This window comes from Parafrigoribacterium humi (assembly GCF_040227205.1).
Lineage (GTDB): Bacteria > Actinomycetota > Actinomycetes > Actinomycetales > Microbacteriaceae > Parafrigoribacterium_A > Parafrigoribacterium_A humi.
Map to the genome: position 1 here is coordinate 473,109 of NZ_JBELOA010000002.1, position 22,711 is coordinate 495,819.

General features: G+C 66.0%; 24 protein-coding genes. 13 read left to right on the plus strand and 11 right to left on the minus strand.

What is annotated here, in order from left to right; all coding sequences use genetic code 11:
* Positions 1-2 precede the first annotated feature (2 nt).
* Positions 3-332, plus strand: coding sequence for a metal-sulfur cluster assembly factor (locus ABUA28_RS06525; RefSeq protein WP_349903198.1), 330 nt, complete (start codon positions 3-5; stop codon positions 330-332).
* A gap of 114 nt (positions 333-446) precedes the next feature.
* On the opposite strand, the gene ABUA28_RS06530 is transcribed toward ABUA28_RS06525, so the two are convergent.
* A complete protein-coding gene (locus tag ABUA28_RS06530; protein WP_349903199.1) occupies positions 447-1,061 on the minus strand; it encodes a biotin transporter BioY in 615 nt (204 codons plus the stop codon).
* Positions 1,062-1,167: 106 nt separating this feature from the next.
* Here ABUA28_RS06530 and ABUA28_RS06535 point away from each other — a divergent pair, with 106 nt between their 5' ends.
* On the plus strand, positions 1,168-2,766 hold the full coding sequence (locus tag ABUA28_RS06535; RefSeq protein WP_349903201.1) for an ABC-F family ATP-binding cassette domain-containing protein: 1,599 nt from the start codon (positions 1,168-1,170) through the stop codon (positions 2,764-2,766).
* On the opposite strand, the gene ABUA28_RS06540 is transcribed toward ABUA28_RS06535, so the two are convergent.
* Genes ABUA28_RS06540 through ABUA28_RS06550 form a run of 3 tightly spaced genes read right to left on the minus strand, consistent with a single transcriptional unit; the run spans position 2,763 to position 4,169 of the window.
* Complete coding sequence (locus ABUA28_RS06540; RefSeq protein ID WP_349903203.1) at positions 2,763-3,608, minus strand: SURF1 family cytochrome oxidase biogenesis protein; 846 nt, start codon at positions 3,606-3,608, stop codon at positions 2,763-2,765. The two genes, ABUA28_RS06535 and ABUA28_RS06540, sit on opposite strands and share 4 nt — an antisense overlap.
* Positions 3,605-3,865, minus strand: a complete 261-nt coding sequence (locus ABUA28_RS06545) for a hypothetical protein (RefSeq protein ID WP_349903297.1) — start codon at positions 3,863-3,865, stop codon at positions 3,605-3,607. Before ABUA28_RS06545 ends, ABUA28_RS06540 begins: the two co-directional genes overlap by 4 nt.
* Before the next feature lie 7 nt (positions 3,866-3,872).
* Positions 3,873-4,169 (minus strand): DUF3099 domain-containing protein, encoded by a 297-nt coding sequence (locus ABUA28_RS06550; protein ID WP_349903205.1) that lies wholly within the window; start codon positions 4,167-4,169, stop codon positions 3,873-3,875.
* Between the two features lie 123 nt (positions 4,170-4,292).
* Here ABUA28_RS06550 and ABUA28_RS06555 point away from each other — a divergent pair, with 123 nt between their 5' ends.
* Positions 4,293-5,003 carry a beta-ketoacyl-ACP reductase gene (locus ABUA28_RS06555; protein ID WP_349903206.1) on the plus strand — a complete coding sequence of 237 codons (711 nt, stop codon included), beginning with the start codon at positions 4,293-4,295 and terminating at the stop codon, positions 5,001-5,003.
* A 28-nt stretch (positions 5,004-5,031) separates the two neighbouring features.
* On the opposite strand, the gene serB is transcribed toward ABUA28_RS06555, so the two are convergent.
* The gene (gene serB, locus ABUA28_RS06560; RefSeq protein WP_349903208.1) at positions 5,032-5,685 is read right to left on the minus strand and encodes a phosphoserine phosphatase SerB; all 654 of its coding nucleotides are present in this window, start codon (positions 5,683-5,685) and stop codon (positions 5,032-5,034) included.
* Between the two features lie 61 nt (positions 5,686-5,746).
* Positions 5,747-6,985: a glucose-1-phosphate adenylyltransferase gene (locus ABUA28_RS06565; RefSeq protein WP_349903210.1), complete on the minus strand. Its 1,239-nt coding sequence runs from the start codon at positions 6,983-6,985 to the stop codon at positions 5,747-5,749.
* Positions 6,986-7,032: 47 nt separating this feature from the next.
* Here ABUA28_RS06565 and glgA point away from each other — a divergent pair, with 47 nt between their 5' ends.
* The 3 genes from glgA to ABUA28_RS06580 all read left to right on the plus strand — a co-directional run bounded on the left by glgA (position 7,033) and on the right by ABUA28_RS06580 (position 9,349).
* Positions 7,033-8,220, plus strand: a complete 1,188-nt coding sequence (gene glgA / locus ABUA28_RS06570) for a glycogen synthase (protein ID WP_349903211.1) — start codon at positions 7,033-7,035, stop codon at positions 8,218-8,220.
* Positions 8,221-8,229: 9 nt separating this feature from the next.
* A complete protein-coding gene (locus ABUA28_RS06575; RefSeq protein ID WP_349903213.1) occupies positions 8,230-9,012 on the plus strand; it encodes an ABC transporter ATP-binding protein in 783 nt (260 codons plus the stop codon).
* A gap of 85 nt (positions 9,013-9,097) precedes the next feature.
* Positions 9,098-9,349, plus strand: a complete 252-nt coding sequence (locus ABUA28_RS06580; protein WP_349903215.1) for a type B 50S ribosomal protein L31 — start codon at positions 9,098-9,100, stop codon at positions 9,347-9,349.
* A gap of 21 nt (positions 9,350-9,370) precedes the next feature.
* On the opposite strand, the gene ABUA28_RS06585 is transcribed toward ABUA28_RS06580, so the two are convergent.
* Positions 9,371-10,057 (minus strand): exonuclease domain-containing protein, encoded by a 687-nt coding sequence (locus ABUA28_RS06585; RefSeq protein WP_349903216.1) that lies wholly within the window; start codon positions 10,055-10,057, stop codon positions 9,371-9,373.
* Positions 10,058-10,066: 9 nt separating this feature from the next.
* On the minus strand, positions 10,067-11,791 hold the full coding sequence (treS, locus tag ABUA28_RS06590) for a maltose alpha-D-glucosyltransferase (RefSeq protein ID WP_349903218.1): 1,725 nt from the start codon (positions 11,789-11,791) through the stop codon (positions 10,067-10,069).
* Between the two features lie 104 nt (positions 11,792-11,895).
* Between treS and ABUA28_RS06595 the strand changes: the two genes are divergently transcribed.
* Positions 11,896-12,795, plus strand: coding sequence for an alpha/beta fold hydrolase (locus tag ABUA28_RS06595; RefSeq protein ID WP_349903220.1), 900 nt, complete (start codon positions 11,896-11,898; stop codon positions 12,793-12,795).
* A complete protein-coding gene (locus ABUA28_RS06600) occupies positions 12,792-13,868 on the plus strand; it encodes a glycosyltransferase (protein ID WP_349903222.1) in 1,077 nt (358 codons plus the stop codon). The genes ABUA28_RS06595 and ABUA28_RS06600 overlap by 4 nt, the downstream gene beginning before the upstream one ends.
* Here the strand turns inward: ABUA28_RS06600 and ABUA28_RS06605 are convergent.
* Together ABUA28_RS06605 and ABUA28_RS06610 are read right to left on the minus strand one after the other, a co-directional pair.
* A complete protein-coding gene (locus ABUA28_RS06605; RefSeq protein ID WP_349903223.1) occupies positions 13,865-14,509 on the minus strand; it encodes a histidine phosphatase family protein in 645 nt (214 codons plus the stop codon). The genes ABUA28_RS06600 and ABUA28_RS06605 overlap by 4 nt on opposite strands.
* A gap of 54 nt (positions 14,510-14,563) precedes the next feature.
* On the minus strand, positions 14,564-15,391 hold the full coding sequence (locus ABUA28_RS06610) for a Sir2 family NAD-dependent protein deacetylase (protein WP_349903298.1): 828 nt from the start codon (positions 15,389-15,391) through the stop codon (positions 14,564-14,566).
* Between the two features lie 85 nt (positions 15,392-15,476).
* On the opposite strand from ABUA28_RS06610, the gene ABUA28_RS06615 reads away from it, so the two are divergent.
* The 3 genes from ABUA28_RS06615 to ABUA28_RS06625 all read left to right on the plus strand — a co-directional run bounded on the left by ABUA28_RS06615 (position 15,477) and on the right by ABUA28_RS06625 (position 18,787).
* Positions 15,477-16,280: a TrmH family RNA methyltransferase gene (locus ABUA28_RS06615; RefSeq protein WP_349903224.1), complete on the plus strand. Its 804-nt coding sequence runs from the start codon at positions 15,477-15,479 to the stop codon at positions 16,278-16,280.
* A gap of 28 nt (positions 16,281-16,308) precedes the next feature.
* Positions 16,309-17,544 carry a D-alanyl-D-alanine carboxypeptidase family protein gene (locus ABUA28_RS06620; RefSeq protein WP_349903226.1) on the plus strand — a complete coding sequence of 412 codons (1,236 nt, stop codon included), beginning with the start codon at positions 16,309-16,311 and terminating at the stop codon, positions 17,542-17,544.
* A 142-nt stretch (positions 17,545-17,686) separates the two neighbouring features.
* Entirely contained in the window at positions 17,687-18,787 is a 1,101-nt protein-coding gene (locus ABUA28_RS06625) for a fatty acid desaturase family protein (RefSeq protein WP_349903228.1), read from the plus strand.
* Positions 18,788-18,805: 18 nt separating this feature from the next.
* On the opposite strand, the gene ABUA28_RS06630 is transcribed toward ABUA28_RS06625, so the two are convergent.
* On the minus strand, positions 18,806-19,585 hold the full coding sequence (locus ABUA28_RS06630) for an SGNH/GDSL hydrolase family protein (protein ID WP_349903229.1): 780 nt from the start codon (positions 19,583-19,585) through the stop codon (positions 18,806-18,808).
* 62 nt (positions 19,586-19,647) lie between these two features.
* Here ABUA28_RS06630 and ABUA28_RS06635 point away from each other — a divergent pair, with 62 nt between their 5' ends.
* Both ABUA28_RS06635 and ABUA28_RS06640 read left to right on the plus strand, forming a co-directional pair.
* Complete coding sequence (locus tag ABUA28_RS06635) at positions 19,648-21,441, plus strand: DEAD/DEAH box helicase (protein ID WP_349903231.1); 1,794 nt, start codon at positions 19,648-19,650, stop codon at positions 21,439-21,441.
* 10 nt (positions 21,442-21,451) lie between these two features.
* On the plus strand, positions 21,452-22,690 hold the full coding sequence (locus ABUA28_RS06640) for an aminotransferase class I/II-fold pyridoxal phosphate-dependent enzyme (RefSeq protein ID WP_349903232.1): 1,239 nt from the start codon (positions 21,452-21,454) through the stop codon (positions 22,688-22,690).
* Positions 22,691-22,711 lie beyond the last annotated feature (21 nt).

Below are 22,711 nucleotides of genomic sequence, written 5' to 3' on the forward strand. Positions count from 1 at the left end.
ACATGGCAGTTGCATTGGCTCCGGCGCTCTTCGACCAGGTGGAAGAGGCGCTCAAGGACGTTATGGACCCCGAGCTCGGGGTCAATGTCGTCGATCTCGGTCTGATCTACGACCTCACCTGGGACGAAGAGAACACCGCGCTGATCATCAGCATGACGCTGACTTCTGCCGGGTGCCCCCTCACCGATGTCATCGAGGAGCAGATCGCAGAGTCTCTCCACGGCGTCGTCGACCAGTTCCGCATCAATTGGGTGTGGATGCCACCGTGGGGACCGGACAAGATCACCGATGACGGCCGCGACATGATGCGAGCCCTCGGGTTCGCGATGTAACTCGCGCGACCTCATCGACAAAGCCGTGTGGCGACTGAGCAACCAGTCGCCACACGGCTTTTCAGTCGTGCGAACGGTGTGGGTGGAGAAACCGCGGGTGGAGAAACCGCGGGTCTAGAAGCCGCCGTCCCGCTCGTCGCGGTTGTCTGCCGCAGCGATCTGGTGCCAGGAGAGACGGATGATGCCCGCGGCGAGCAACGCCTTGACGAGTCCACCGATGATGAACGGGTAGAGGCCCGCGGCCAGGGTCTGTTCGACGTTCAGGTGAAGCGAGGCTGCAAGCCAGGGGAGACCGATCGCGAAGGTGACGACCGTTCCGCCGAGGAACGAGAGCACGGCGCCGAGAATGCGGTGATCCCAGGCGCGCTGGGCAAGCCATCCGGTGAAGCCCGCGGCGAAGATGAAGCCGATGATGTAGCCACCGGTCGGCCCGAGGATGATGTTCATGCCGTGCGTCGCGTCGCTGAACACCGGAAGCCCGACGATGCCGAGCACCGCGTAGAGGACCATGGCGAGGGTGCCGCGCAGTGCACCGAGAATGCTGCCGACGAGGAGCACGGCGAGGGTCTGGCCCGTGATGGGAACCGGCCAGATCGGAATGCTGACCTGCGCGGCAATGGCCGTGAGCCCTGCGCCAGCGGCGATGAGTGCGATGTCCATGGGAATCCCGCGTGCGAACACCCGGTCTGCGATGGTGGGGCGGCCGACTGCGAGGGTCAGGTTAGACATTCATTCTCCTTTGGCTCCGGGCATTCTCATGGTGCCCACGAAATATACTAGGTGCCTACCCCTTGACTTCCGTTGTCGCGGCAACACAAAGAAATGGACTTTGCCTGTGCTCAGCGTGCACGATGTCGAACTACGAGTCGGCGCGAGAGTGCTCATGGAAGACGTGACCTTCCGCGTCGAACGGGGCGACAAGATCGGACTCGTCGGGCGCAACGGCGCGGGGAAGACCACGCTCACGAAGATTCTCGCGGGCGAGGGGCAGCCGACCGCGGGCACGATCGACCGGGTCGGCGAGATCGGGTATCTGCCCCAGGACCCGCGCACCGGCAACCCGCAGGATCTTGCGCGCACGCGCATCCTGGATGCCCGCGGGCTCGGCCAGATTGTCCTCGGCATGGAAGAGGCCACCGTTGCAATGGGCAGCAGCGACCCGGCTGTCAGCAGCGCCGCCATGACCCGCTACGGCACGCTCGAAGACCGCTTCCTCGCCCTGGGCGGCTATGCGGCTGAGGCAGAGGCCGCATCCATCGCGAGCAACCTGAGCCTCCCGGATCGCATCCTCGACCAGCAGCTCTCCACGCTTTCCGGCGGCCAGCGGCGGCGCATCGAGCTCGCCCGCATCCTGTTCTCCGGGGCGGAGACGATGCTCCTGGACGAGCCGACCAACCACCTCGACGCGGATTCCGTGGTGTGGCTGCGGGAGTTCCTCCAGGCCTTCCAGGGCGGACTCATCGTGATCAGCCACGACATCGACCTCGTCGAAGAGACCGTGAACCGGGTCTTCTATCTCGATGCGAACCGCCAGGTCATCGACATCTACAACATGGGCTGGCGGAACTACCAGCGCCAGCGCGCCGCGGACGAGGAGCGCCGCAAGAAGGAGCGCGCCAACATCGAGAAGAAGGCCTCCGTTCTTCAGATGCAGGCGGCCAGGTTCGGCGCAAAGGCGACCAAGGCCGCCGCCGCGCACCAGATGGTGCGTCGCGCCGAAAAGATGCTCTCCGGGCTCGAGGACGTGCGCACGGTCGACCGGGTGGCCAAGCTTCGCTTCCCCGAGCCTGTGCCCTGCGGCAGGACGCCGCTCATGGCGACCAATCTCTCCAAGAGCTACGGCTCCCTCGAGATCTTCGCCGCGGTCGACCTCGCGATCGATCGCGGGTCGAAGGTCGTCGTGCTCGGCTTCAACGGCGCGGGAAAGACGACGCTGCTGCGGATCCTCGCGGGCGTCGACGAGCCGGACACCGGCGTGGTGGAGCCGGGGCACGGCTTGCGCATCGGCTACTACGCACAGGAGCACGAGACCATCGACGTCAAGCGCACCGTGCTGCAGAACATGGTCTCGTCTTCTCCGAACCTCACAGAGACCGAGGCGCGCCGGGTGCTCGGCTCGTTCCTGTTCACGGGGGATGACTCCCACAAGCCCGCGGGCGTGCTCTCCGGAGGTGAGAAGACGAGGCTCGCCCTCGCGATGATCGTGGTCTCCGGCGCCAACGTGCTGCTGCTCGACGAGCCGACAAACAACCTCGACCCGGCGTCCCGCACCGAGATCCTGGATGCCCTCGCCAACTACACGGGCGCGGTCGTCCTGGTGAGCCATGACGAGGGAGCCGTGGCGGCCCTGAACCCGGAACGGGTGCTGATCCTCCCGGACGGAGTCGAAGACATGTGGAACCGCGACTACGCGGAGCTGGTGACGCTCGCCTAACGCGGCACTGAATCCAGGATCTCGTCCTCGATGTCGGCGTCAGACTTCTTGAGCGCGCGCCTGCGTTCGCGTTCCTCCGCCCTGGCACGCTCGGCCGGGTCATCCACGTTGCGCAGTCGATACTCCTGTCTCACGGCGTAGGCGAGGCCGAAGAAGCCGATCAGGGCGAAGATGACCCACTGGATCATGTATGACCAGTGCAGACCCTCATTCTGCACAGGAGGTTCGGCATCGATCCTGGTGAGTGCGGTGCCCGCGGGCGTCTGGCTGTCGAGCACGCCGTACGCGGCCGTGTAGACGCTGCCGCCGACTCTGGCGCCGATCTGGGGCAGGTGGATCGTCGCGACCTGGTTGCCCGATGCGCTCCGGCTGTCGAGCTGCGGCTCGCTCGCCTGGAGCCGCGCGATCACGGTGACCTCGCCGCTCGGTGCCGCGGGGACAGAGTCGGGAGCATCCTGCTTGCTTCCCGTCGGTACCCACCCTCGATCCACGATGAAGATCGAGCCATCGGCAAGCTTGAGGGGAGTGAGCACCTCGAAGCCCGGACCGTCATTGGTCGGTCGATTGCGCACGAGCAGTTCCTTGTCGGGAAGGTAGTGCCCGACCGCCTTCACCCGAAGCCACTGCTGGTGTGCCGCGTAGGCGTCCAGGTGCGGTAGTGCCTGTTCCAGATCGACAGGAACCGAGTCGAAGTTGGCCGAGAGGAGCGCGTTGGCCGCGACCGCCTCCCTGCCTCGCGAGAGTTGCCAGGAGGAGAGAAACGAGCACGCTATCGCGAAGGCGATGGCGAACCCGAGATAGCCCAGCCAGCGTCTCGTCAGCAGGATGCGCCAGTGGCTCACGCCGGGCCCGTCGCCGGATGCTGCACCGTGGAATCCGGCACGCTGTCGACGTGTTCGTCGAGCGGGGTCACGATGACCGGAAACGACCTGGTGGTGAGATAGTCGTAGAGATACTGCCGGTGCTCATCGCAGGCGAGCCACACCTTGACGCGGTCCGCAGTGTGGATCCTGGGATTGCGCCAGTTGACGTTCCACGCGGCATCCGCCCGGCAGCCGGCCCGCGAGCACACCAGCCGAGACTCGGCCTCGTGCAGCATCATGCTCTCATTCCACCCGACTGTCGCCGGCCCGTGGCGTCTCACCCTGATTCACCGGGACGACCCCACCCGGTCGCAGCACCGTTTCAGTGCTGGGGCGTCTCACGCTGTTGGCGACGACGACGGCGACGTACGGGAGCGCAATGGCACCGATGGCGCAGACGAGAAGCCACCATCCCTGCACGAAGAGGCACAGGGCAATGCAGACGACGCGAATCGCCATCATCACCGAGTACTTGACCATGCGACTGTGCCGGTCGTCTTCCGGCGACCGGGGGAGTGTGGTGATCGATTGTTGTTTCATCGCTGCTGTCTCTTTAGGGGCTCACCCCAAGCCTAAGACTAAGATTGCGGGAGTTTGCCTGAACGGCCAAGACTCGTCTTCCGCCGTGGCCAGCCACAGATTCCCCACGAGAGCGAGAACCCCATGACGACGCCAAGAACAGTGCTCATCACCGGAGGAAACAGGGGCATCGGGTATGCGATCGCGGAGGAGTTCCTCGCGCAGGGACACCGCGTCGCTGTGACGGCACGCTCCGGAGACGGACCGTCGGGGAGCCTCACCGTTCGGGCCGACGTGACGGATGCCGCATCCGTCGACGAGGCCTTCACGGCGGTCGAGGCGGAGCTCGGTCCGGTCGAGGTGCTCATCGCCAACGCCGGAATCACGCGGGACACGCTCCTCATGCGCATGAGTGACGCGGACTTCACCGCCGTCGTGGACACCAACCTCTCGGGAACCTTCCGAGTCGTCAAGCGCGCATCGAAGGGGATGCTCAAGGCCCGGTTTGGCCGCATCGTCCTGCTCTCGAGCGTCGTCGGCATGCTCGGCTCCGCCGGCCAGGTCAATTACGCCGCGTCCAAGAGCGGACTCATTGGGATGGCGAGATCCCTCACGAGGGAACTCGGATCGCGCAACATCACGACGAACGTCGTCGCGCCCGGCTTCATCGAGACCGACATGACGGCGGAACTGCCTGAAGCCCAACAGGCCGAGTACCTCAAGTCGATCCCCGCCGGGCGCTACGGAAGCACGGCAGAGGTTGCCAAGGTCATCGCCTGGTTGGCGAGCGACGACGCCGCCTACATCTCCGGCGCGGTCATCCCGGTCGACGGCGGCCTCGGCATGGGCCACTGACTGCCCGCGTCACCGAGCAATCGAGGCTCTAGCCCCGCAGTCCCAGCAGCGCGAGCAGCTGTGACAGGTCGCGGCGATCCATCACGAGGTCGGCCTCGTCCCGCACGGGAGCCTTCGCGTCGAAGCCCACGGACAGCGCGGCAACCGCCATCATGGGAAGGTCGTTCGCGCCGTCCCCCACCGCGACGGTGCGCTCGATCGGGATTCCGGCATCCGCGGCCCAGCGACGAAGCGTCTCCGCCTTGGCCGCGGAGTCGATGATCGGACCGACGAGTCCTCCGGTCAGCCGCCCGTCAACCACCTCGAGTCGATTCGCGCTCCAGTAGTCGAGTCCCAGCTGCTGACCCAGGCCATCGACGAGTTCGTGGAACCCACCGGAGACCACGGCGACCTTGCCGCCGGCATCGTGCACACCCGCGATCATCTCCGTCACGCCCCTGGTCACCCGGATGCGCCCGGCGACGTCGTCGAACACACTCTCGGGAAGCCCGGCGAGGGTCGCCACCCGCTCGCGCAAGGACTGTTCGAAGTCGAGTTCGCCGTTCATCGCCCGGAAGGTGATCGCCGCGACAGCCGTGAGCGAGCCCGCAGCATCCGCGAGCAGCTCGATCACCTCGTCTTCGATCAGGGTCGAGTCGACGTCGAGCACGACGAGAAAGCCGGTCGATGGAGTCTGCACCATGTGTTCGTGTGGCCATTCCTGTGCGGTTCGCGCGCCAGGAGACGGTCAGCGCGATGCGGGTTCAAACGACGTGGACACCCTTACCGACAATGGTGATGCCGGAGTCCGTGACGGTGAATCCTCGCGCTTTGTCGGCCTCGGGATCCACACCGACAGTCGCGCCTTCGTTAACCACGACCTCCTTGTCCAGAATAGCCCTGCGCACGAGGGCGTTCGGCCCGATCCTCACCCGGTCGAAGACGATCGAGTCTGTGACGTGGGCTCCGGATTCCACCGTCGCCCACGGGCCGAGCACGCTGCGCTCGATGTGGGCACCGGACAGCAGTGAGCCGAGCGAGACGATCGAGTCGATGGTCGTTCCGACGTTTCCATGCGCGTCACGGACGAACTTCGCCGGCGGTGAGTTCAGCTGCTGGCTGTGAATGGGCCACTCCGAGTTGTAGAGATTGAAGATGGGAAGGGCCGAGATGAGGTCCTGGTGCGCGTCGAAGAATGAGTCGATGGTTCCCACATCGCGCCAGTAGTACCGGTCACGATCGGTCGCGCCAGGCACCTCATTGCGGTTGAGGTCGTACACGGCGGCGTCGCCGCGCGAGACGAAGTCCGGCACGATGTCTCCACCCATGTCGTGGTTGGAGTCCGCGAGTTCGCCGTCGCGCAGTACGGCATCGATCAGCACCCTCGCGTCGAACACGTAGTTGCCCATGGATGCGAGCACCTCACCGGGCGAGTCCGCCAGACCCGTCGGGTTCTTGGGCTTCTCGTGGAAGGCGGCGATCCTGGTCGGATCGCCCACCCTGGTCTCGATCACGCCGAACTGGTCCGCGAGCGCGATCGGCTGGCGGATCGCCGCGACCGTGACGCCCGCGCCCGAGGCGATGTGGGCATCGATCATCTGGCTGAAGTCCATGCGGTAGACGTGGTCAGCACCGACGACGACAACGATGTCGGGCTTCTCATCACGCAACAGGTTGAGGCTCTGCAGGATGGCATCGGCTGACCCCGCGAACCACCGCTTGCCGAGCCTCTGTTGGGCGGGCACGGATGCGACGTAGGAGTTGGTGAGCCCAGACAGCCGCCAGGTCTGGGAGACGTGCCTGTCGAGGCTGTGCGACTTGTACTGGGTGAGAACGACGATCTGCCGCAGGCCAGAGTTGATGAGGTTGGAGAGGGCGAAGTCGATCAGGCGATAGTTGCCTCCGAATGGCACACCGGGCTTGGCGCGATCCGCCGTGAGCGGCATGAGTCGCTTGCCCTCTCCGCCGGCGAGCACGATTCCGAATATCTTCTTGGCCACCATGCTCCCAGAGTACGGGGGAGAGGTGGCCGTGTACTAGCGTTCCTCATGTGAGAGTCGATGTCGTTACCCGTGAATATCCGCCGGAGGTCTATGGCGGTGCTGGAGTGCACGTAGCGGAACTGGTCCGCTCCCTCCGCGCAGACCTCGACGTCAGGGTGCGGTGCTTCGGCGCCCCGCGAGACGAGGAGGGCGTGCAGAGCTATCTGGTGCCCGCAGAGCTCAGTGGCGCGAATCCGTCCATCGCGACGATCGGCGTCGACCTGCAGATGGCGCGGGACGTCGCCGGTGCCGATCTCGTGCATTCCCACACCTGGTATGCGAACGGGGCTGGGCAGCTCGCGCGGCTCCTGCACGACATTCCCCACGTCATCACCGCGCACAGCCTCGAGCCCCTGCGCCCCTGGAAGGCGGAGCAACTCGGTGGCGGATACCGCGTCTCGAGCTGGCTCGAGCGCAATGCCTTCGCGGATGCCGACGCAATCATTGCGGTCAGTCACGGCATGCGCACGGACATCCTGAGCTCCTACCCGTTCCTCGACGCAGACAAGGTGCACGTCGTGCACAACGGAATCGACCTGGAGCGCTGGCAGCCCGTGCACGACGACGAGCTCCTGCGCGCACTCGGCGTCGATCCTGAGCGGCCGACCGTGGTCTTCGTCGGCAGGATCACTCGCCAGAAGGGGTTGCCGTATCTCCTGCGCGCCGCGGCACTCCTTCCCGAAGACGTGCAACTCGTGCTCTGTGCGGGTGCACCGGACACCCCGGAGATCCTCGCTGAGGTACGGGCAGGCGTCGCCGAGCTCGAGCGGCACAGGACCGGCGTGGTCTGGCTGGAGCGACTGCTCAGCGGGCGCGAGCTCTCCGCCGTGCTCACCGCGGCGACCACCTTCGTGTGCCCCTCGGTCTACGAGCCACTCGGCATCGTGAACCTCGAGGCCATGGCGTGCGGCGCCCCCGTTGTCGGCACGGCGACCGGGGGCATCCCGGAGGTCGTCGATGACGGCGTGACCGGCCGCCTCGTGCCGATCCAGCAGCTCCACGATGGCACGGGGACCCCGGAGGACCCGGACGCCTTCGTGCGGGACCTCGCGGCGGCGATCATCGAGGTGATCAGCGATCCCGAGCGCGCAAATCGGATGGGCGAGGCAGGCAGGGCCAGGGCAGAACACGAGTTCGGGTGGGACATGATCAGTCGCAAGACCCAGGAGATCTATCGCTCTCTCGTGGCGCGTTAGGGTTGAGGCATGGCCAGCGTTCTCGAGCTTTCCGACGTCACGATCGTCCGCGACGGCAATCCCATCCTCGACTCCGTCGACCTCACCGTCGCCGATGACGAGCGCTGGGTTGTCCTCGGCCCTAACGGCGCGGGCAAGACGACGCTCCTTCAGGTCTGTGCCGCAATGCTTCACCCCACCTCCGGTACCGCGCACATCCTCGATGACCAGCTCGGCAGGGTCGACGTGTTTGAACTCCGCCCTCGCGTCGGGTTCGCGTCGACGGCGCTCGCGCGCCGGATTCCCGCGACGGAGACCGTGCTGAACGTCGTCCTGACGGCCGCGTACTCCGTCACCGGACGCTGGAACGAGAGCTACGAGGAGATCGATGTCCGGCGTGCGCAGCGCGTGCTCGCCGAGTGGAAGCTCGACGCCTTCGAGAACCGCCTCTTCGGAGAGCTGAGCGACGGAGAGCAGAAGCGCGTGCAGATCGCCCGTTCCGTGATGACCGACCCTGAGCTGCTGCTGCTCGATGAGCCGGCCGCGAGCCTCGACCTCGGAGCCAGGGAGGAGCTCGTGCAGCTGCTCGGCGGCTACGCGAGCGCACCGCACGCCCCGGCAATCGTCATGGTGACCCACCACGTCGAAGAGATCCCGCGTGGCTTCGACCATGCCCTGCTGCTCAAGGACGGCTCCGTGCAGGCCGCCGGCGCGATCGACGAGGTCATCACCTCTGAGAACCTCAGCGAGACCTACGGCCTCGAGCTCGAGGTGCAGCACAGCCAGGGGCGCTTCTCCGCACGGGCCGCCTAGTTCTGGTAGCATTTCTAGTCGGCCTTCTCTGCCGAATCTTTTATAACCATCCGCAACACATCTACGTCACAGTCAAGGAATAACGATGAAGTCTGACATCCACCCCACGTACGCTCCGGTCGTTTTCCGCGACCTCGCGTCGGGGGCGACCTTCCTGACGCGCTCCACCGTGAGCAGCGACAAGACGATCGACTGGGAAGACGGAAACAGCTACCCCGTGATCGACGTCGAGATCTCGTCAGAGTCGCACCCGTTCTACACGGGCAAGCAGCGCATCCTCGACAGCGCCGGCCGCGTCGAGAAGTTCAACTCGCGCTACAAGGGCTTCGGCGCCTGACACACCCCGGCTCCAGCCGGCTTACCGCTCCGGCCAGGCACCGGATGCCGTGAAGTCCGGCCTGCTGCGCCGCATGTACTCCTGGAAGCTGGCAGCTTGCTCCGCACACCAGCCGACCTGCAGCTCGTGCAGTTCGTTCACATCGGCCCCGAGCCTCTCCGGATAGCGCCGGGCGATCGCCTGGGCGACGCGCCCCGCCGCAATGGCATCCGCGCCCGCGTCGTGGGCGTCGAGCAATTCGACTCCGTAGAACCGTGCCGCGAACTCGAGCGTGCGCTTGCCCTTGCGGTAGCGGTCGACCGCCTTGTCCATCACGAGCGGGTCGATGATGGGTGCGGGGGAGTCGAGCGGGGCGATACCGTGCCTGCGCGCCTCGCGGTTGAGCAGTGTGAGGTCGTACGACGCGTTGTAGACGGTGACCGCGACGCCGCGCTCCAGGAGCGAGCTGAGTGAGGCGACGATCTCTGCGACGACTTCCGCGGCCATCCGCCCCTCTGCCCGCGCGCGTTCCGTCGTGATGCCGTGCACGGCACTGGCCTGGGCAGGAATCTCGACCCCGGGGTCTGCGAGCCAGTCGGTGCGCTCACGCACCACGCCGTCCGCATCGATGACCGCGACGGTGGCCGAAACGATTCGGCTCGTCTCTACATCGATTCCTGTGGTCTCCAGGTCGAAGACGCCGAGTTCGTCATACCAAGTTGTAGTCACGCTGCCAGCCTATGGCCGACCACCGGCATTTCCGGGAGTGCCCACGTGGAGCCAGTAGAAACTCTGTGTTCCCAGGGTCAGCGTGAGTGATCCGTCGTCGTTGAACGACGGGAACTCGCTTCCGCCGAAAAGATCGAAGAGGGCCGATCCGGCGAACTGCTCCGCAGTGATCGTGGCCGAGACGGGATTGTGGGCGAAGCTGAACACGCAGAGCACGTCCTCGCTCGAATCGCCGAACTGCGTGCCAGAACCCGGATAGGAGCGCACGAACGCGAGTACGGACTCGTGATCGGTCTCGAGCACCGTGAGCGATCCGAGCCCGAAGGTGGGGTGGGCCTTGCGCACGTGGATGACGTTGCGAACCCAGTGCAGCAGAGAACGCGACTGGGCGAGCTGCGACTCGACGTTGATGAGCGTGTAGTTGTAGACGAGCGACTGCACGACGGGGAGGTAGAGCTTGCCGGGGTCCGCGGAGGAGAATCCCGCGTTGCGATCCGGGGTCCACTGCATCGGCGTTCTCGAGCTGTCTCGGTCGGGCAGCCAGATGTTGTCGCCCATCCCGATCTCGTCCCCGTAGTAGAGGAAGGGGCTTCCCGGAAGAGAGAACAGCAGCGCGTGAGCGAGTTCGAGCTCCGCCCGCGAGTTGTCGAGCAGGGGAGCGAGCCGTCGACGGATGCCGATGTTGGAACGCATCCTCGGGTCGTAGGCGTACCAGCCGTACATGGCCTGGCGGTACTCCTCCGACACCATCTCGAGCGTGAGTTCGTCGTGATTGCGCAGGAACACGCCCCATCCGGCGCCCTCCGGGATGTCCGTGGTCTCGGAGAGCACGCGCACGAGCTCGTCGGCTTGCTGCGACCTGAGCGAATAGAAGATGCGGGGCATCACCGGGAAGTCGAAGGCCATGTGGCACTCCGGCTCCTCCTCCGTGCCGAAGAAGGCAGCGACCTCCCGCGGCCACTGGTTCGCCTCGGCGATGAGGATGCGGCCGGGGTAGTCCCGATCGACCATCTCCCGCATCCGCTTGATGAAGTCGTGGGTCGGCGCCTCACCCTCTCCGTTACCCTCCTCCGACTCGTAGAGGTAGGGAATCGCGTCGAGGCGAATACCGTCGACACCGAGGTCCATCCAGTAGCGGATGACCTCCATGACATCCTCCTGGACGGCGGCGTTCTCGAAGTTGAGGTCTGGCTGGTGCGAGAAGAAGCGATGGAAGTAGAACTGCCGACGAACAGAGTCGAACGCCCAGTTCGACTCCTCGGAGTCGACGAAGATGATCCTGATGTTCGGATACTTGTCGTCCGTGTCGCTCCAGACGTAGTAGTCGCCGTACGGCCCCTCCGGGTCGCTCCTGGACTGCTGGAACCAGTCGTGCTGGTCGGAGGTGTGGTTGAGCGGGTAGTCGATGACGATGCGCATGTTGCGCTCGTGCGCCTTGGTCACGAGATCCTTGAACTCGTCGAGCGTGCCGAACTCCGGAAGGATCGCGTGGAAGTCCGAGACGTCGTAGCCGCCGTCGCGCAGGGGGGATTGGAAGAACGGCGGAAGCCAGAGTGCGTCGACGCCGAGCCACTGCAGGTAGTCCAGGCGCGAGATCAGCCCCTGGATGTCCCCGGCGCCGTCGCCGTTGCTGTCGACGAACGAGCGAACCATGACCTCGTAGAACACCGATCGCCTGTACCATTGCGGGTCGAGAGTAAGCCCTGGCAGTTGGATAGGTGCGGTGAAGCTCACGGCGCCCCCTCGACGACGGCTGAAACGGTAACAAAGTGCTATCTCCGAGTCTAAGTCCCTCCTGCAAACGCTTGCCTGAGCCGAAATCCGTAGACTGAAGTCAAATGAACGTCAATTCTCCCTTTGCCGCCCTGCTCGCCAAGGTCCCCATCGAAAAACACGAGGTGGCTCTCCTGGGCGGCATCACCCGGTACTGGGTGTACGGTGACCCCGATGCTGCCACGACCGTGGTCGTGGCGCATGGGTACCGGGGGGAACATCACGGGCTCGAGCCCGTCATCGCGCAGCTTCCCGGGGTGCGCTGGATCAGCCCAGACCTCCCCGGATTCGGTGAGTCGACACCGCTGACCGAGGTGCCGCACAGTATCGAGGGCTACGCCCGCTGGCTCATCGCCTTCATCGACGCTCTCGGCCTCGGTGGAACCGCGGTCACGCTCGGGCATTCCTTCGGTTCGATCATCTCGTCCCAGGCGATCGTCCTCGGTCTGAAGACGCCGAAGCTCATCCTGATCAACCCGATCGCCGTCTCGGGCCTCGAGGGGCCGAGACCATTGGCGACGAAACTCACCGTGTTGTACTACCGCCTCGCAGGCAAACTCCCGGAGAGGGTGGGCAGCTTCCTGCTCAAGCGCTGGCTCATCGTGCACTTCATGAGCGTGAGCCTCGCCAAGACGCACGACAAGGCACTGCGCAGGTGGATCCACTCCGAGCACCACACCTACTTCAACAACTTCGCCAGCCGGGACGTCGTGGTCGAGGCCTTCGACGCGTCGATCAGCGCCGACGTGAGCGATTTCGCCGCGAAGATCGACGTGCCCACCCTGCTCGTCGCCGCGGAGCTCGACGACATCACTCCGGTGTCTGCGCAGTACGAGCTCGAGAAACTGTTTCCCCACGCGAGCCTCACCGTGTTGCCCGACGTCGGCCACCTCATCCACTACGAGGTCCCCGATCTCGCGGCAGAGGCCATTCGCGAATTCCTGGAGGTACCGAGCGAACGATGAAGGTCATCTTCGACTGCCGCTACACCCGATTCGAGCGGCACGACGGAATCAGTCGATACACGGCTGGGCTGGTCGAGGCCTTCTCCAGGCTGCACCCCGTGACCATGCTCATCAGCGACGAGCGCCAGCTGAAGATGCTCCCTGACCTGCCGTGGATCATGGCGCGCCCGGGAACCAGCCTTCTCGAGCCCTGGATCTCGCTTCTCTCGCTCAACCGCGAGCATCCGGATGTCGTCTTCAGTCCCATGCAGATGATCGGCTCGATCGGTCGCAGGTTCAAGCTCGTGCTCACGCTGCACGACATGGTCTTCTACCGCACGCGCACGCCTCCCAAGGAGTTCAGCTGGGCGATCAGGGCAGGCTGGCGGGCATTCCACCTGTTCTACTGGCCGCAGCGGATCACGCTCAATCGTGCGGACGCCGTGGTCACCGGCTCGTACAACTGCGAGCGTGAGATGCGCGAGGTCTCGCTGACCAAGCGTCCGATCACGGTGATCCGCCCCGGCGTACCGGACTCCGGTGCTCCGGTGCGAAGCCATCCCGGTACGAAGAAGCTCGTCTACATGGGAACCTTCATGCCGAACAAGAACGTGGAGACACTGGCCGCGGGCCTGCACTTCCTGCCCGGGTACAGGCTGCACCTGCTGAGTCGCATCAGCGACGAGGCGAGGAACCGGCTCTCGGCCCTCGCCCCAGCGAATTCGATCGTGTTCGAGAACGGGGTGAGTGACGACGAGTACCGGGCACACCTGCGCGACTCCGTCGCCATGGTCTCGGCGTGTCGTGACGAGGGCTTCGGCATCCCGCTGATCGAGGGGATGATCGAGGGGACTCCGCTCGTGATCAGCGACATCCCGGTCTTCCGCGAGGTCGGGGGAACGGCCGCGACCTTCTTCGATCAGGACGATCCGCGGGCCTTCGCGGATGCCGTCCTTGCCGTTGACGATGAGAACCGCTGGGCGCACCTCTCCACGCTCGCCCGCAGGCAGGGCGCAGAGTTCAACTGGGAGATCGGCGCACAGACCCTGCTGACGCTGCTCAGTTCGCTCGTTCCCGCGGCGAAGCGCTCCTAGCGGAGATCGGGCTCCCGTCGCTCCATCGCGTTCTGCTGCGTGAGGTCCGCGGCGCCCGGTTCGATCGAGGCATCGTCGATCGGGTCATCGAAGGCCACGAGTTCGAGTGCGCCGTCGTTCAGCCGGAAGCTGTGGATCGATCCGTTGCTGATCGGCACACCGCGGTGACCCGCGACGCCGGGCGCGACCGCGTTGAGCACGGTGCGGATCACCCCTCCGTGGGTGGCGACGATGAAGCGCTGGCCGAGGTGGCCCTCCGCCAGCCGCAGCAGTGCGGGAAGCACCCTCGCCGCGACGCTCTCCCTGCTCTCCCTGCCCGGCACGGCGACACCGGGAGGGAAGCGACGCTCGAGCTGCCTGGCGCTCAGGCCCTCGGCATCCCCGTACGCGCGCTCGACGACCTCGTCGAGGGTGGCCGGTGCCTCGAGCCCGACCCGATCCGCGATGATTCGCGCCGTCTCGTATGCGCGAGAGAGCGGGCTGGCAAGAATGCCGTCCCACTCGCGCCTGGCGAGCAGCGCGCCCGCGCGCGCGGCCTGTGCGCGCCCGGTGTCGTTGAGCGGGATGTCCGTGCTGCCCTGGATGCGCCGCTGGCGATTCCAATCGGTCTCACCGTGCCGCACGAGGTACAGAAGAGTCATCGGTATCGCTTTCTCCGCTCGGCGTGGCCCGGTCACGCCACAACTCTCTCCAGACTACCGATCCAGCCTCTCCACGAGTGTCGTGAGCACTTCTGAGGTGCCCGCGTCGATCGTGACGTCGGCGCGAGAGTCTCCCTTGGTCGCCCCGCGGTTCACGATCACGATGGGAATGTGGCGCTTGACCGCCCGATCGAGCAAGCGGATGCCAGAGTTGACCGCGAGTGATGACCCTGCGATGAGGAGCGCGTCGGCGGACTGCACGAGCGAGAGTGCCTCGTGGAACTTCTCCTTCGGAACGAACTCGCCGAAGAACACGACCTCGGGCTTGAGTATCCCGCCACAGACCGTGCACTCCGGCACCGCGAAGTCGTCGAGGTGGGTGAAGACGACGTCGCCGTCAGGCCCGAGTTCGCGCGCCTCGTCGAGGTCGAGCCAGGGGTTCGCCTCGCTGATCCTGCGGGCGATGTCGTCACGGGCGAAGGTCTGGCCGCAGTTCAGACAGCGCACCCTGTGCATGGTGCCGTGGAGATCCACGACGTGCTCCGATCCGGCCCTGAGATGCAGTCCGTCGACGTTCTGGGTGATGACGCCGTTCGTGACCCCGTCGCGCTCGAGCCTGGCGAGGGCGAAGTGCCCCGCGTTCGGTCTCGCACCGTCGAAACGCTTCCAGCCGAGGTGGCTTCCAGCCCAGTAGCGCCTGCGGAATTCCTCGCCCGAGAGGAATTTCTCGAAGGTCATCGGCGTCCGCACCGGGGCTCCCGCTCCGCGATAGTCTGGGATGCCGGAGTCGGTGCTCACACCTGCTCCGGTCAGTACCGCGATGCTGCGCCCGGCGAGCAGTTCCACCGCGCGTTCCAGTGCGGAAGCGGAAGCTGTCGCCATCGCCGCTGGAAGTGTCGCCGGAGAATCGGTGGTCACATCCGCTCCTCCCGCATTGACATCGCACTTCACAGCTTAGGGAGTTCTCGTGCAGATAGTCCGCATCACCGACCTGGGCGATGAGGGGCTCGCGGACTATTCCCGCCTCACCGATGTCGCGCTGCGCAGGCTCAGCGAGCCAGCCGGCGGACTCTACATCGCGGAGTCGAGCAAGGTCATCTTGCGCGCGCTGGAGGCCGGACATCGGCCGCGCTCCGTTCTCGTGCAGGAGCAGTGGCTTCCCGAGATGGAACGGCTTCTCGCCCCCTATGATGTTCCGATCTATGTCGGGCCGGGGGAGCTGTTGGAGACCCTCACCGGTTTCAACCTGCACCGCGGTGCACTGGCCGCGATGCACAGACCGCCACTCGCTCCCGTCGGCGAGCTCATCGCGGGCGCGCGACGGGTCGTCGTGCTCGAGGACATCGTCGATCACACCAACGTCGGTGCGATCTTCCGTGCCGCAGCCGGTCTCGGCGCGGATGCCGTGCTCATCACCCCGCGCTGTGCGGACCCGTTCTACCGTCGCAGCGTGCGCGTGAGCATGGGAACGGTGCTGCAGGTGCCGTGGACCAGGCTGCCGGACTGGCCGGAGGGCGCGGACATCCTCAGGGCATCCGGCTTCCATCTCGCGGCACTCGCGCTCTCCGACGTCGCCGTCGATCTGGATGACTTCGCGGCCGATGCACCGGAGCGCCTCGCGATCCTGTTCGGAACAGAGGGTGACGGCCTGAGCCATCACGCCCTGCGCAACGCGGACACCGTGGTCACGATCCCGATGCTGCACGGGGTCGATTCGCTCAACGTCGCCTCGGCCAGCGCGGTTGCGCTGTGGGCGCTTCGGGTCAGGTAACTCCACGCCGTCGAACTATCATGGGCGGGTGCAGCCGCCTCGACGACCCAACTACCTCGCCAGGCGACTCTCCGTCTTCACCACGGCGGCAGTCGTGCTTTCGGCAGGGATCTATCTGCCGGTGACCCTGCTGGCGCCTGTCCCTCCGGTCGCCGCGCAGGTGCAGTCCGCACCCGCCAAGACCCAGCCTGCGGCAGCGCTGGACTGGCCGGGCTTCGGCTCGAGTGCGATCGGTGCCATCGGTTTCCCCGGCATCCTGGCGAGTGCCGATGGCAGCGGGGCGGATATGACACCGCGGTCGATCGCCAGCATCACGAAGGTCATCACGAGTCTCGTCGTCCTGGACGCCAAGCCGCTTGCCCTCGGCGAATCGGGGCCGACCATCACCTTCGACGCGCACGACGCGTCGCTCGTGCACGCGTACATGGCACGGAACGGCGAGACGAAGCCGGTGCGAGCAGGGATGTCCCTGAGCCAGCTACAGGTCAATGAGGTCATGCTCATCGCCTCGGCGAACAACTACGCAGAGTCGTACTCGAGCTGGGCCTTCGGCTCGCAGCCCGCATTCCTCGAGGCTGCCCGCAGCTGGCTCTCCGCCCACGGCCTCACCCACACAACACTTCTCGACAGCTCCGGTATGAACCCGGGGAACACGAGCACAGCGGATGACCTGGTGGCCATCGGCAAGCTCGCATTGGCGAATCCGGTCATCGCGCGCATCGTGTCGACCACAAGCGTGACGATTCCGTACGTGGGCACCATCACGAACACGAATAGGCTTCTCGGTCACAACGGGGTCGACGGCATCAAGACCGGCACGCTCGACGAAGCAGGCGCCTGCCTGCTGTTCTCCTCGAGATTCACCGTCGGAGACCGGAAGATCACCCTCGTCGGCGTCGTCCTGGGCGGCGTGGACCATCCCTCGCTCAACGCGGCGGTGCGCAGCCTGATCAGCACGGCAAAGAAGGGCTTCCACAGCGTGACCCTCACCACGGTGGGGCAGAGCTTCGCGCGGTATTCCACACCGTGGGACTCCACGGTGCACGCCGTCGCGGAATCGAATCATCCGGTGGTTGTCTGGGCAGACACCCCGATCACCTCGAAGGTGACGACGAAGAGAACCGGCCTCGCGGAGGCGGGGGAGCGAGTCGGAAGCGTTGTTTTCACCGTGGGAACGACGAAGATCACCGTGCCGCTGTCGCTCGATCGAGGCATCGCAGACCCGGGCATCCTGTGGCGGTTGGGCAATCCACTGCAACTCTGATAACTTCTATTCCCCTATGGGAATGTATGGCGAAAGTGTATTACGTTCACGCCATTCACAGCCAGTGTCATTAGAGTCGGAGGTATCCAGGAGCGCCCGCTTCGTTACTCGGCTGGGAAGTCATTCCCCGAAACGAGGTATCGTGGCCGATTCTGCCGCAGCTCCCGTCGTCACCTTCACCAGGACTCGCGTGGGTGGGAGCCGAGCCAATCCGACGACCGAATACTCGGCGCTGCTGCGCACCGTGAGGGACGCCGGCCTGCTCGAGAAGCGAACCAGTTTCTACCTGATGATGTTCGGCATCCTCACTCTCGGCCTTGCGGGGGCGATCGCGGGTTTCGTGCTGCTGGGGGACAGCTGGTACCAGCTGCTCATCGCGGGTGGGCTCGGCGTGATCCTCACCCAGTACGCCTTCCTCGCCCACGAAGCCGCACACCGCCAGGTGTTCGCCTCAGGCAAGGTCAATGACGTCGTAGGGCGGGTTCTCGCGAACTTCTTCGTCGGCATCAGCTATTCATGGTGGATGACCAAGCACTCGAGGCACCACGCCAACCCGAACATCCTCGGCAAGGACCCGGACATCGAACGCGACTTCGTCTCGTTCACCCCGGAGGACGCGTCCAAAGCCCGCGGCCTCTACGCATGGGCGACGAAGCGCCAGGGCTACCTGTTCTTCCCCGCGCTCATGTTCGAGGGCATCAACCTGCACATCCTCGGCTTCAAGACGGTGTTCGGCCGGGGCAGGGTCGACAAGCGCTGGCTCGAGATCTCCATGTTGGTCACGAGGATCAGCGCGTATCTCGCGGTGATCTTCCTCTTCCTGCCGCTCGGCATGGCGTTTGCCTTCATCGGTGTGCAGGTCGCAGTGTTCGGGGTCTACATGGGCGCGACCTTCGCGCCCAACCACAAGGGGATGCCCATCCTCGATCACGACAGCAAGGTCGACTTCCTGCGCCGCCAGGTGCTGACCTCCCGCAACATCAAGGGCAACTGGGTCATGGACACCTTCATGGGCGGACTCAACTACCAGATCGAGCACCACCTGTTCCCGAACATGCCGAGGCCGCACCTGGCCAAGGCGCAGGAGATCGCGAAGGAGTACTGCGAGACGCACACGGTGCCGTACACCGAGACGACGCTCGTGGAGTCCTACGGGATCGTCGTGAGGTACCTCAACCGCGTGGGGCTCGCGGCCGGGGGAGACCCGTTCGACTGCCCGGCCGCGACCCAGTTCGGGCGCTGAGCCACCGGCTGACCCGCACTATCTGCGCCAGGCCTCCCCATCGCCGGGACGCTTGGGGCTGATCCCGTCTCCGGAGGACTGGTGACGGATGCGCCGGATCACCCAGGGCACGAGGTATTCGCGCGCCCAGCCGATGTCTTCGACCCTCGCCTGGCGCCATGGACGCGGAGGCAGCGGCTCCGGCGAATAGGGTTCGAGGTCGTTTTCCACACCCAGAGCGTCAAGCACCATCCGCGCGATCGTGTTGTGGCCGATGGGGGAGAAGTGCAGCCGATCGGGCGCCCACATGCGCGGGTCCTTGAGTTCCCTCAGCGCCCACATGTCGGCGACGACGAGGTCGTGCCGCGAGGCGATCGCCCGCAGGTTCTCGTTGTAGATCGCGACCTTGCCGCGCACCCGGCCGAGCACGGGAGTCATGCCGATGTCCGGTCCGTTGAACAGCACCACGGTCGCGCCGTCTGAGCGCAGGCGTGCGACGCCGCCCTCGAGGCGCTCTGCCACGTCATCCGGATCGGTGTTCGGGCGAATGATGTCGTTGCCGCCCGCGGAGATCGTCACGAGATCGGGCCGCAGCTCAAGAGCCGGTTCGATCTGCTCGTCGAGGATCTGCTGCAGCAGCCGTCCGCGGATGGCGAGGTTCGCGTAGGCGAAGTCGTCCGTGCCCTCTCCCAGCACCTCGGCAACGCGATCGGCCCAGCCGCGAAAGCCACCGGGACTCTTCGGCTCCGGGTCCCCGATTCCCTCGGTGAAGGAGTCGCCGACGGCGACGTAACGCGACCACGGATGTTCCTGTGTCATGGAATCAACGATGCATCACCTTGTGACGGCATGCCAACCCGCACCGGGTAATGTCTTTTCAAGTGAGTACTCCGCTTCCCTTCGGCTACCAGGTCGGCACCTCGGCGGCGGAGCATCTCTCTCCCTCCTTCCCCGAGCGCGCGGCACGAGGCACGGCAGACAAGCTGCGCGCCTGGCAGGAAGAGGCGCTCGAGGCCTACTTCGAGAGGGAACCGCGCGACTTTCTCGCCGCCGCAACGCCGGGCGCAGGGAAGACCACCTTCGCCCTCCGGCTCGCCGCGGAGCTTCTGGCGCGCAAGACGATCGACCGCATCACCGTCGTGGCACCGACAGAGCATCTCAAGCGGCAGTGGGCCGACGCGGCACACCGGGTGGGCATCCGTCTCGACCCCGGCTTCAAGAACAGCCATGGCAGACAGGCGAGGCACTACCACGGCATCGCCGTCAGCTACGCGCAGGTCGCGAAGAGGCCGACGCTGCACCGAGGACTCACCGAGGGCGCGCGCACACTCGTGATCCTCGACGAGGTGCACCACGGCGGGGACGCACTCAGCTGGGGTGACGCCATCCGCGAGGCCTTCGAACCGGCGGCCAGGCGCCTCTCGCTCACCGGGACGCCGTTCCGCTCGGACACCTCACCCATCCCGTTCGTCACCTACTACCCGGACGAGCACGGCATCCGCACCTCGCGGGCCGACTATTCCTACGGTTACGGCCGCGCGCTGAAGGACGGCGTCGTGCGCCCCGTGATGTTCATGGCCTACGCCGGCAAGGTGCGCTGGCGCACCCGCACGGGTGACGAGATGGAGGCGAGGCTCGGCGAGGGCGACACGAAGGACGTCACGGCGCAGGCCTGGCGCACCGCGCTGGACCCCGAGGGCGAGTGGATGCCGTCGGTGCTGCGCTCGGCCGACCGGCGGCTGAGTGAGGTGCGGGCCGCCGTTCCGGACGTCGGCGGACTCGTCATCGCCACGGACCACTTCGCCGCGCGCGCCTACGCCGAACTCCTGAAGTCGATCACGGGCCGCATGCCCACGGTCGTGCTCTCGGACGAGAAGGCGGCGAGCGAGCGAATCGCGAGCTTCTCCAAGTCGTCAGAGCGCTGGATCGTCGCGGTGCGCATGGTCTCGGAGGGCGTCGACATCCCACGCCTCGGAGTCGGCGTCTATGCGACCTCCGCATCGACACCGCTCTACTTCGCGCAGGCGATCGGTCGCTTCGTGCGCACGAGGCGTCGCGGAGAGACCGCGTCCATCTTCGTGCCGAGCGTGCCGAGCATCCTGGCCCTGGCCAGCCAGATGGAGCTCGAGCGCGACCACGCCCTCGACCGAGGCACGGGGGAACTGCTGCTCGACGACCAGCTCGTGGAGGAGGCGAACAGCTCGGAGTCCGCGTCCGCGGAGAACCTCTACGAGTTCGACTTCAAGGCGCTCGAGTCGCAGGCGAACTTCGACCGCGTGCTCTACGAGGGAACGGAGTTCGGCTACGCCGCGGAGCCCGGCAGCCTCGAGGAGGAGGACTTCATCGGCATCCCGGGACTCCTCGAACCAGAACAGGTGCGCGACCTCCTGCGCGCCAGGCAGGCCAGGCAGGCCAGACGGGGTGAGGACCGCAGACGCAGGCAGATCGCCGCAGGCGAGGAACCACCTCCGCCGCTCTACCGCACCCTCAAGGAACAGCGCACCCTGCTCAACAGTCTGGTGGGGATGCGGGCCAAGCTGAGCGGGGAGCCGCACGCGCTCATCCACGCGGAACTGCGCAGGATGTGCGGTGGTCCGGCGGTGGCCCAGGCGAGCGTTACACAACTGCAATCGCGCATCGATCTGCTGCGCAAACGCACGGGCTCGGGCCGGTAACGTTAATCGGGTGACCGAAACCTCGCTGGAGCACAGCTACCGAGAACTGCAAGCCAAGAAGCTCACCCTCGACCTGACCCGGGGCAAGCCCTCGCCCGAGCAGCTCGACCTCTCGAACGCACTGCTGTCCCTGCCCGGCGACGAATACCGCGACGCGGTAGGGACGGACCTGCGCAACTACGGCGGCCTCGACGGGCTGCCCGAGCTGCGCACCATCTTCGGTGAGCTGCTGGGCATCCCGGTAGACCAGCTTCTCGCGCCGGACACGGTGAGCCTGCCGATCATGTACGACACCGTCTCGACGGCGATGCTGCACGGTGTTCCCGGGGGCAGCGCCCCGTGGAAGGACGTCGAGAACCTCGCCTTCCTGTGCCCGGTTCCCGGCTATGACAGGCACTTCACCATCTGTGAGTCCTTAGGGATCCGGATGATCCCGGTGCCCTTCGTGGACGGACGGCTCGACCTCGATCGCGTCGAGCGCCTCGTGGCGGAGGACGCGGGCATCCGGGGCATGTGGTGCGTGCCGATGTACTCGAACCCCACCGGGGTCACCTACTCCGAAGACGAGGTGCGCCGCCTCGTCGGGATGCCGACCGCCGCGCCGGACTTCCGCCTCATGTGGGACAACGCCTACGCCGTGCACCACCTCACGGACGAGACACCCGCCGTGATCGACGTGCTCGGGCTCGCCGCTGCCGCCGGTAACGCCGACCGTCCGCTCGTCTATGCCTCGACCTCGAAGATCACCTTCCCCGGCGGCGGCGTCGGGTTCTTCGGAGCCTCAGAGGCGAACGTCTCCTGGCTGCGCGGCTACCGCTCCGCGAGAACCATCGGGCCGGACAAGCTCAACCAGCTGCGCCACGCGCTCTTTCTGAAGGATGCGGACGGCGTGCGTGAGCTCATGCGCAGGCACCGCGCGATCCTCGCGCCGCGTTTCGACGTCGTGCAGCAGATCCTCACGGCGCGCCTGGCCGGTGTTGCCGAATGGTCCGTTCCGGCGGGCGGTTATTTCGTGAGCCTCGAGGCGGGCGAGGGCTGCGCCAGCCGCGCGGTCGAGCTCGCGAAGCAGGCGGGCATCGCGGTGACCGCGGCCGGGGCCACCTTCCCGTACCACGACGACCCGCGCGACTCCAACATCCGCATCGCCCCGAGCTTCGCTTCGCTCGAAGACGTGCGGGCCGCCATCGACGGCCTGTGCACCTGCGTGCTGCTGGCACGAGCCGAGCGGGGTCTGGCCACCTCGGCATAAGAGCCGCGGGGATCTATCTGG

Coding starts and splice junctions, on each gene's coding strand:
- ABUA28_RS06525 (WP_349903198.1), top strand. CDS start 3: ATGGCAGTTGCATTGGCTCCGGCGCTCTTCGACCAGGTGGAAGAGGCG.
- ABUA28_RS06530 (WP_349903199.1), bottom strand. CDS start 1,061: ATGTCTAACCTGACCCTCGCAGTCGGCCGCCCCACCATCGCAGACCGG.
- ABUA28_RS06545 (WP_349903297.1), bottom strand. CDS start 3,865: ATGCTGCACGAGGCCGAGTCTCGGCTGGTGTGCTCGCGGGCCGGCTGC.
- ABUA28_RS06550 (WP_349903205.1), bottom strand. CDS start 4,169: ATGAAACAACAATCGATCACCACACTCCCCCGGTCGCCGGAAGACGAC.
- ABUA28_RS06555 (WP_349903206.1), top strand. CDS start 4,293: ATGACGACGCCAAGAACAGTGCTCATCACCGGAGGAAACAGGGGCATC.
- serB (WP_349903208.1), bottom strand. CDS start 5,685: ATGGTGCAGACTCCATCGACCGGCTTTCTCGTCGTGCTCGACGTCGAC.
- ABUA28_RS06565 (WP_349903210.1), bottom strand. CDS start 6,985: ATGGTGGCCAAGAAGATATTCGGAATCGTGCTCGCCGGCGGAGAGGGC.
- ABUA28_RS06575 (WP_349903213.1), top strand. CDS start 8,230: ATGGCCAGCGTTCTCGAGCTTTCCGACGTCACGATCGTCCGCGACGGC.
- ABUA28_RS06580 (WP_349903215.1), top strand. CDS start 9,098: ATGAAGTCTGACATCCACCCCACGTACGCTCCGGTCGTTTTCCGCGAC.
- ABUA28_RS06595 (WP_349903220.1), top strand. CDS start 11,896: ATGAACGTCAATTCTCCCTTTGCCGCCCTGCTCGCCAAGGTCCCCATC.
- ABUA28_RS06600 (WP_349903222.1), top strand. CDS start 12,792: ATGAAGGTCATCTTCGACTGCCGCTACACCCGATTCGAGCGGCACGAC.
- ABUA28_RS06605 (WP_349903223.1), bottom strand. CDS start 14,509: ATGACTCTTCTGTACCTCGTGCGGCACGGTGAGACCGATTGGAATCGC.
- ABUA28_RS06610 (WP_349903298.1), bottom strand. CDS start 15,391: ATGGCGACAGCTTCCGCTTCCGCACTGGAACGCGCGGTGGAACTGCTC.
- ABUA28_RS06630 (WP_349903229.1), bottom strand. CDS start 19,585: ATGACACAGGAACATCCGTGGTCGCGTTACGTCGCCGTCGGCGACTCC.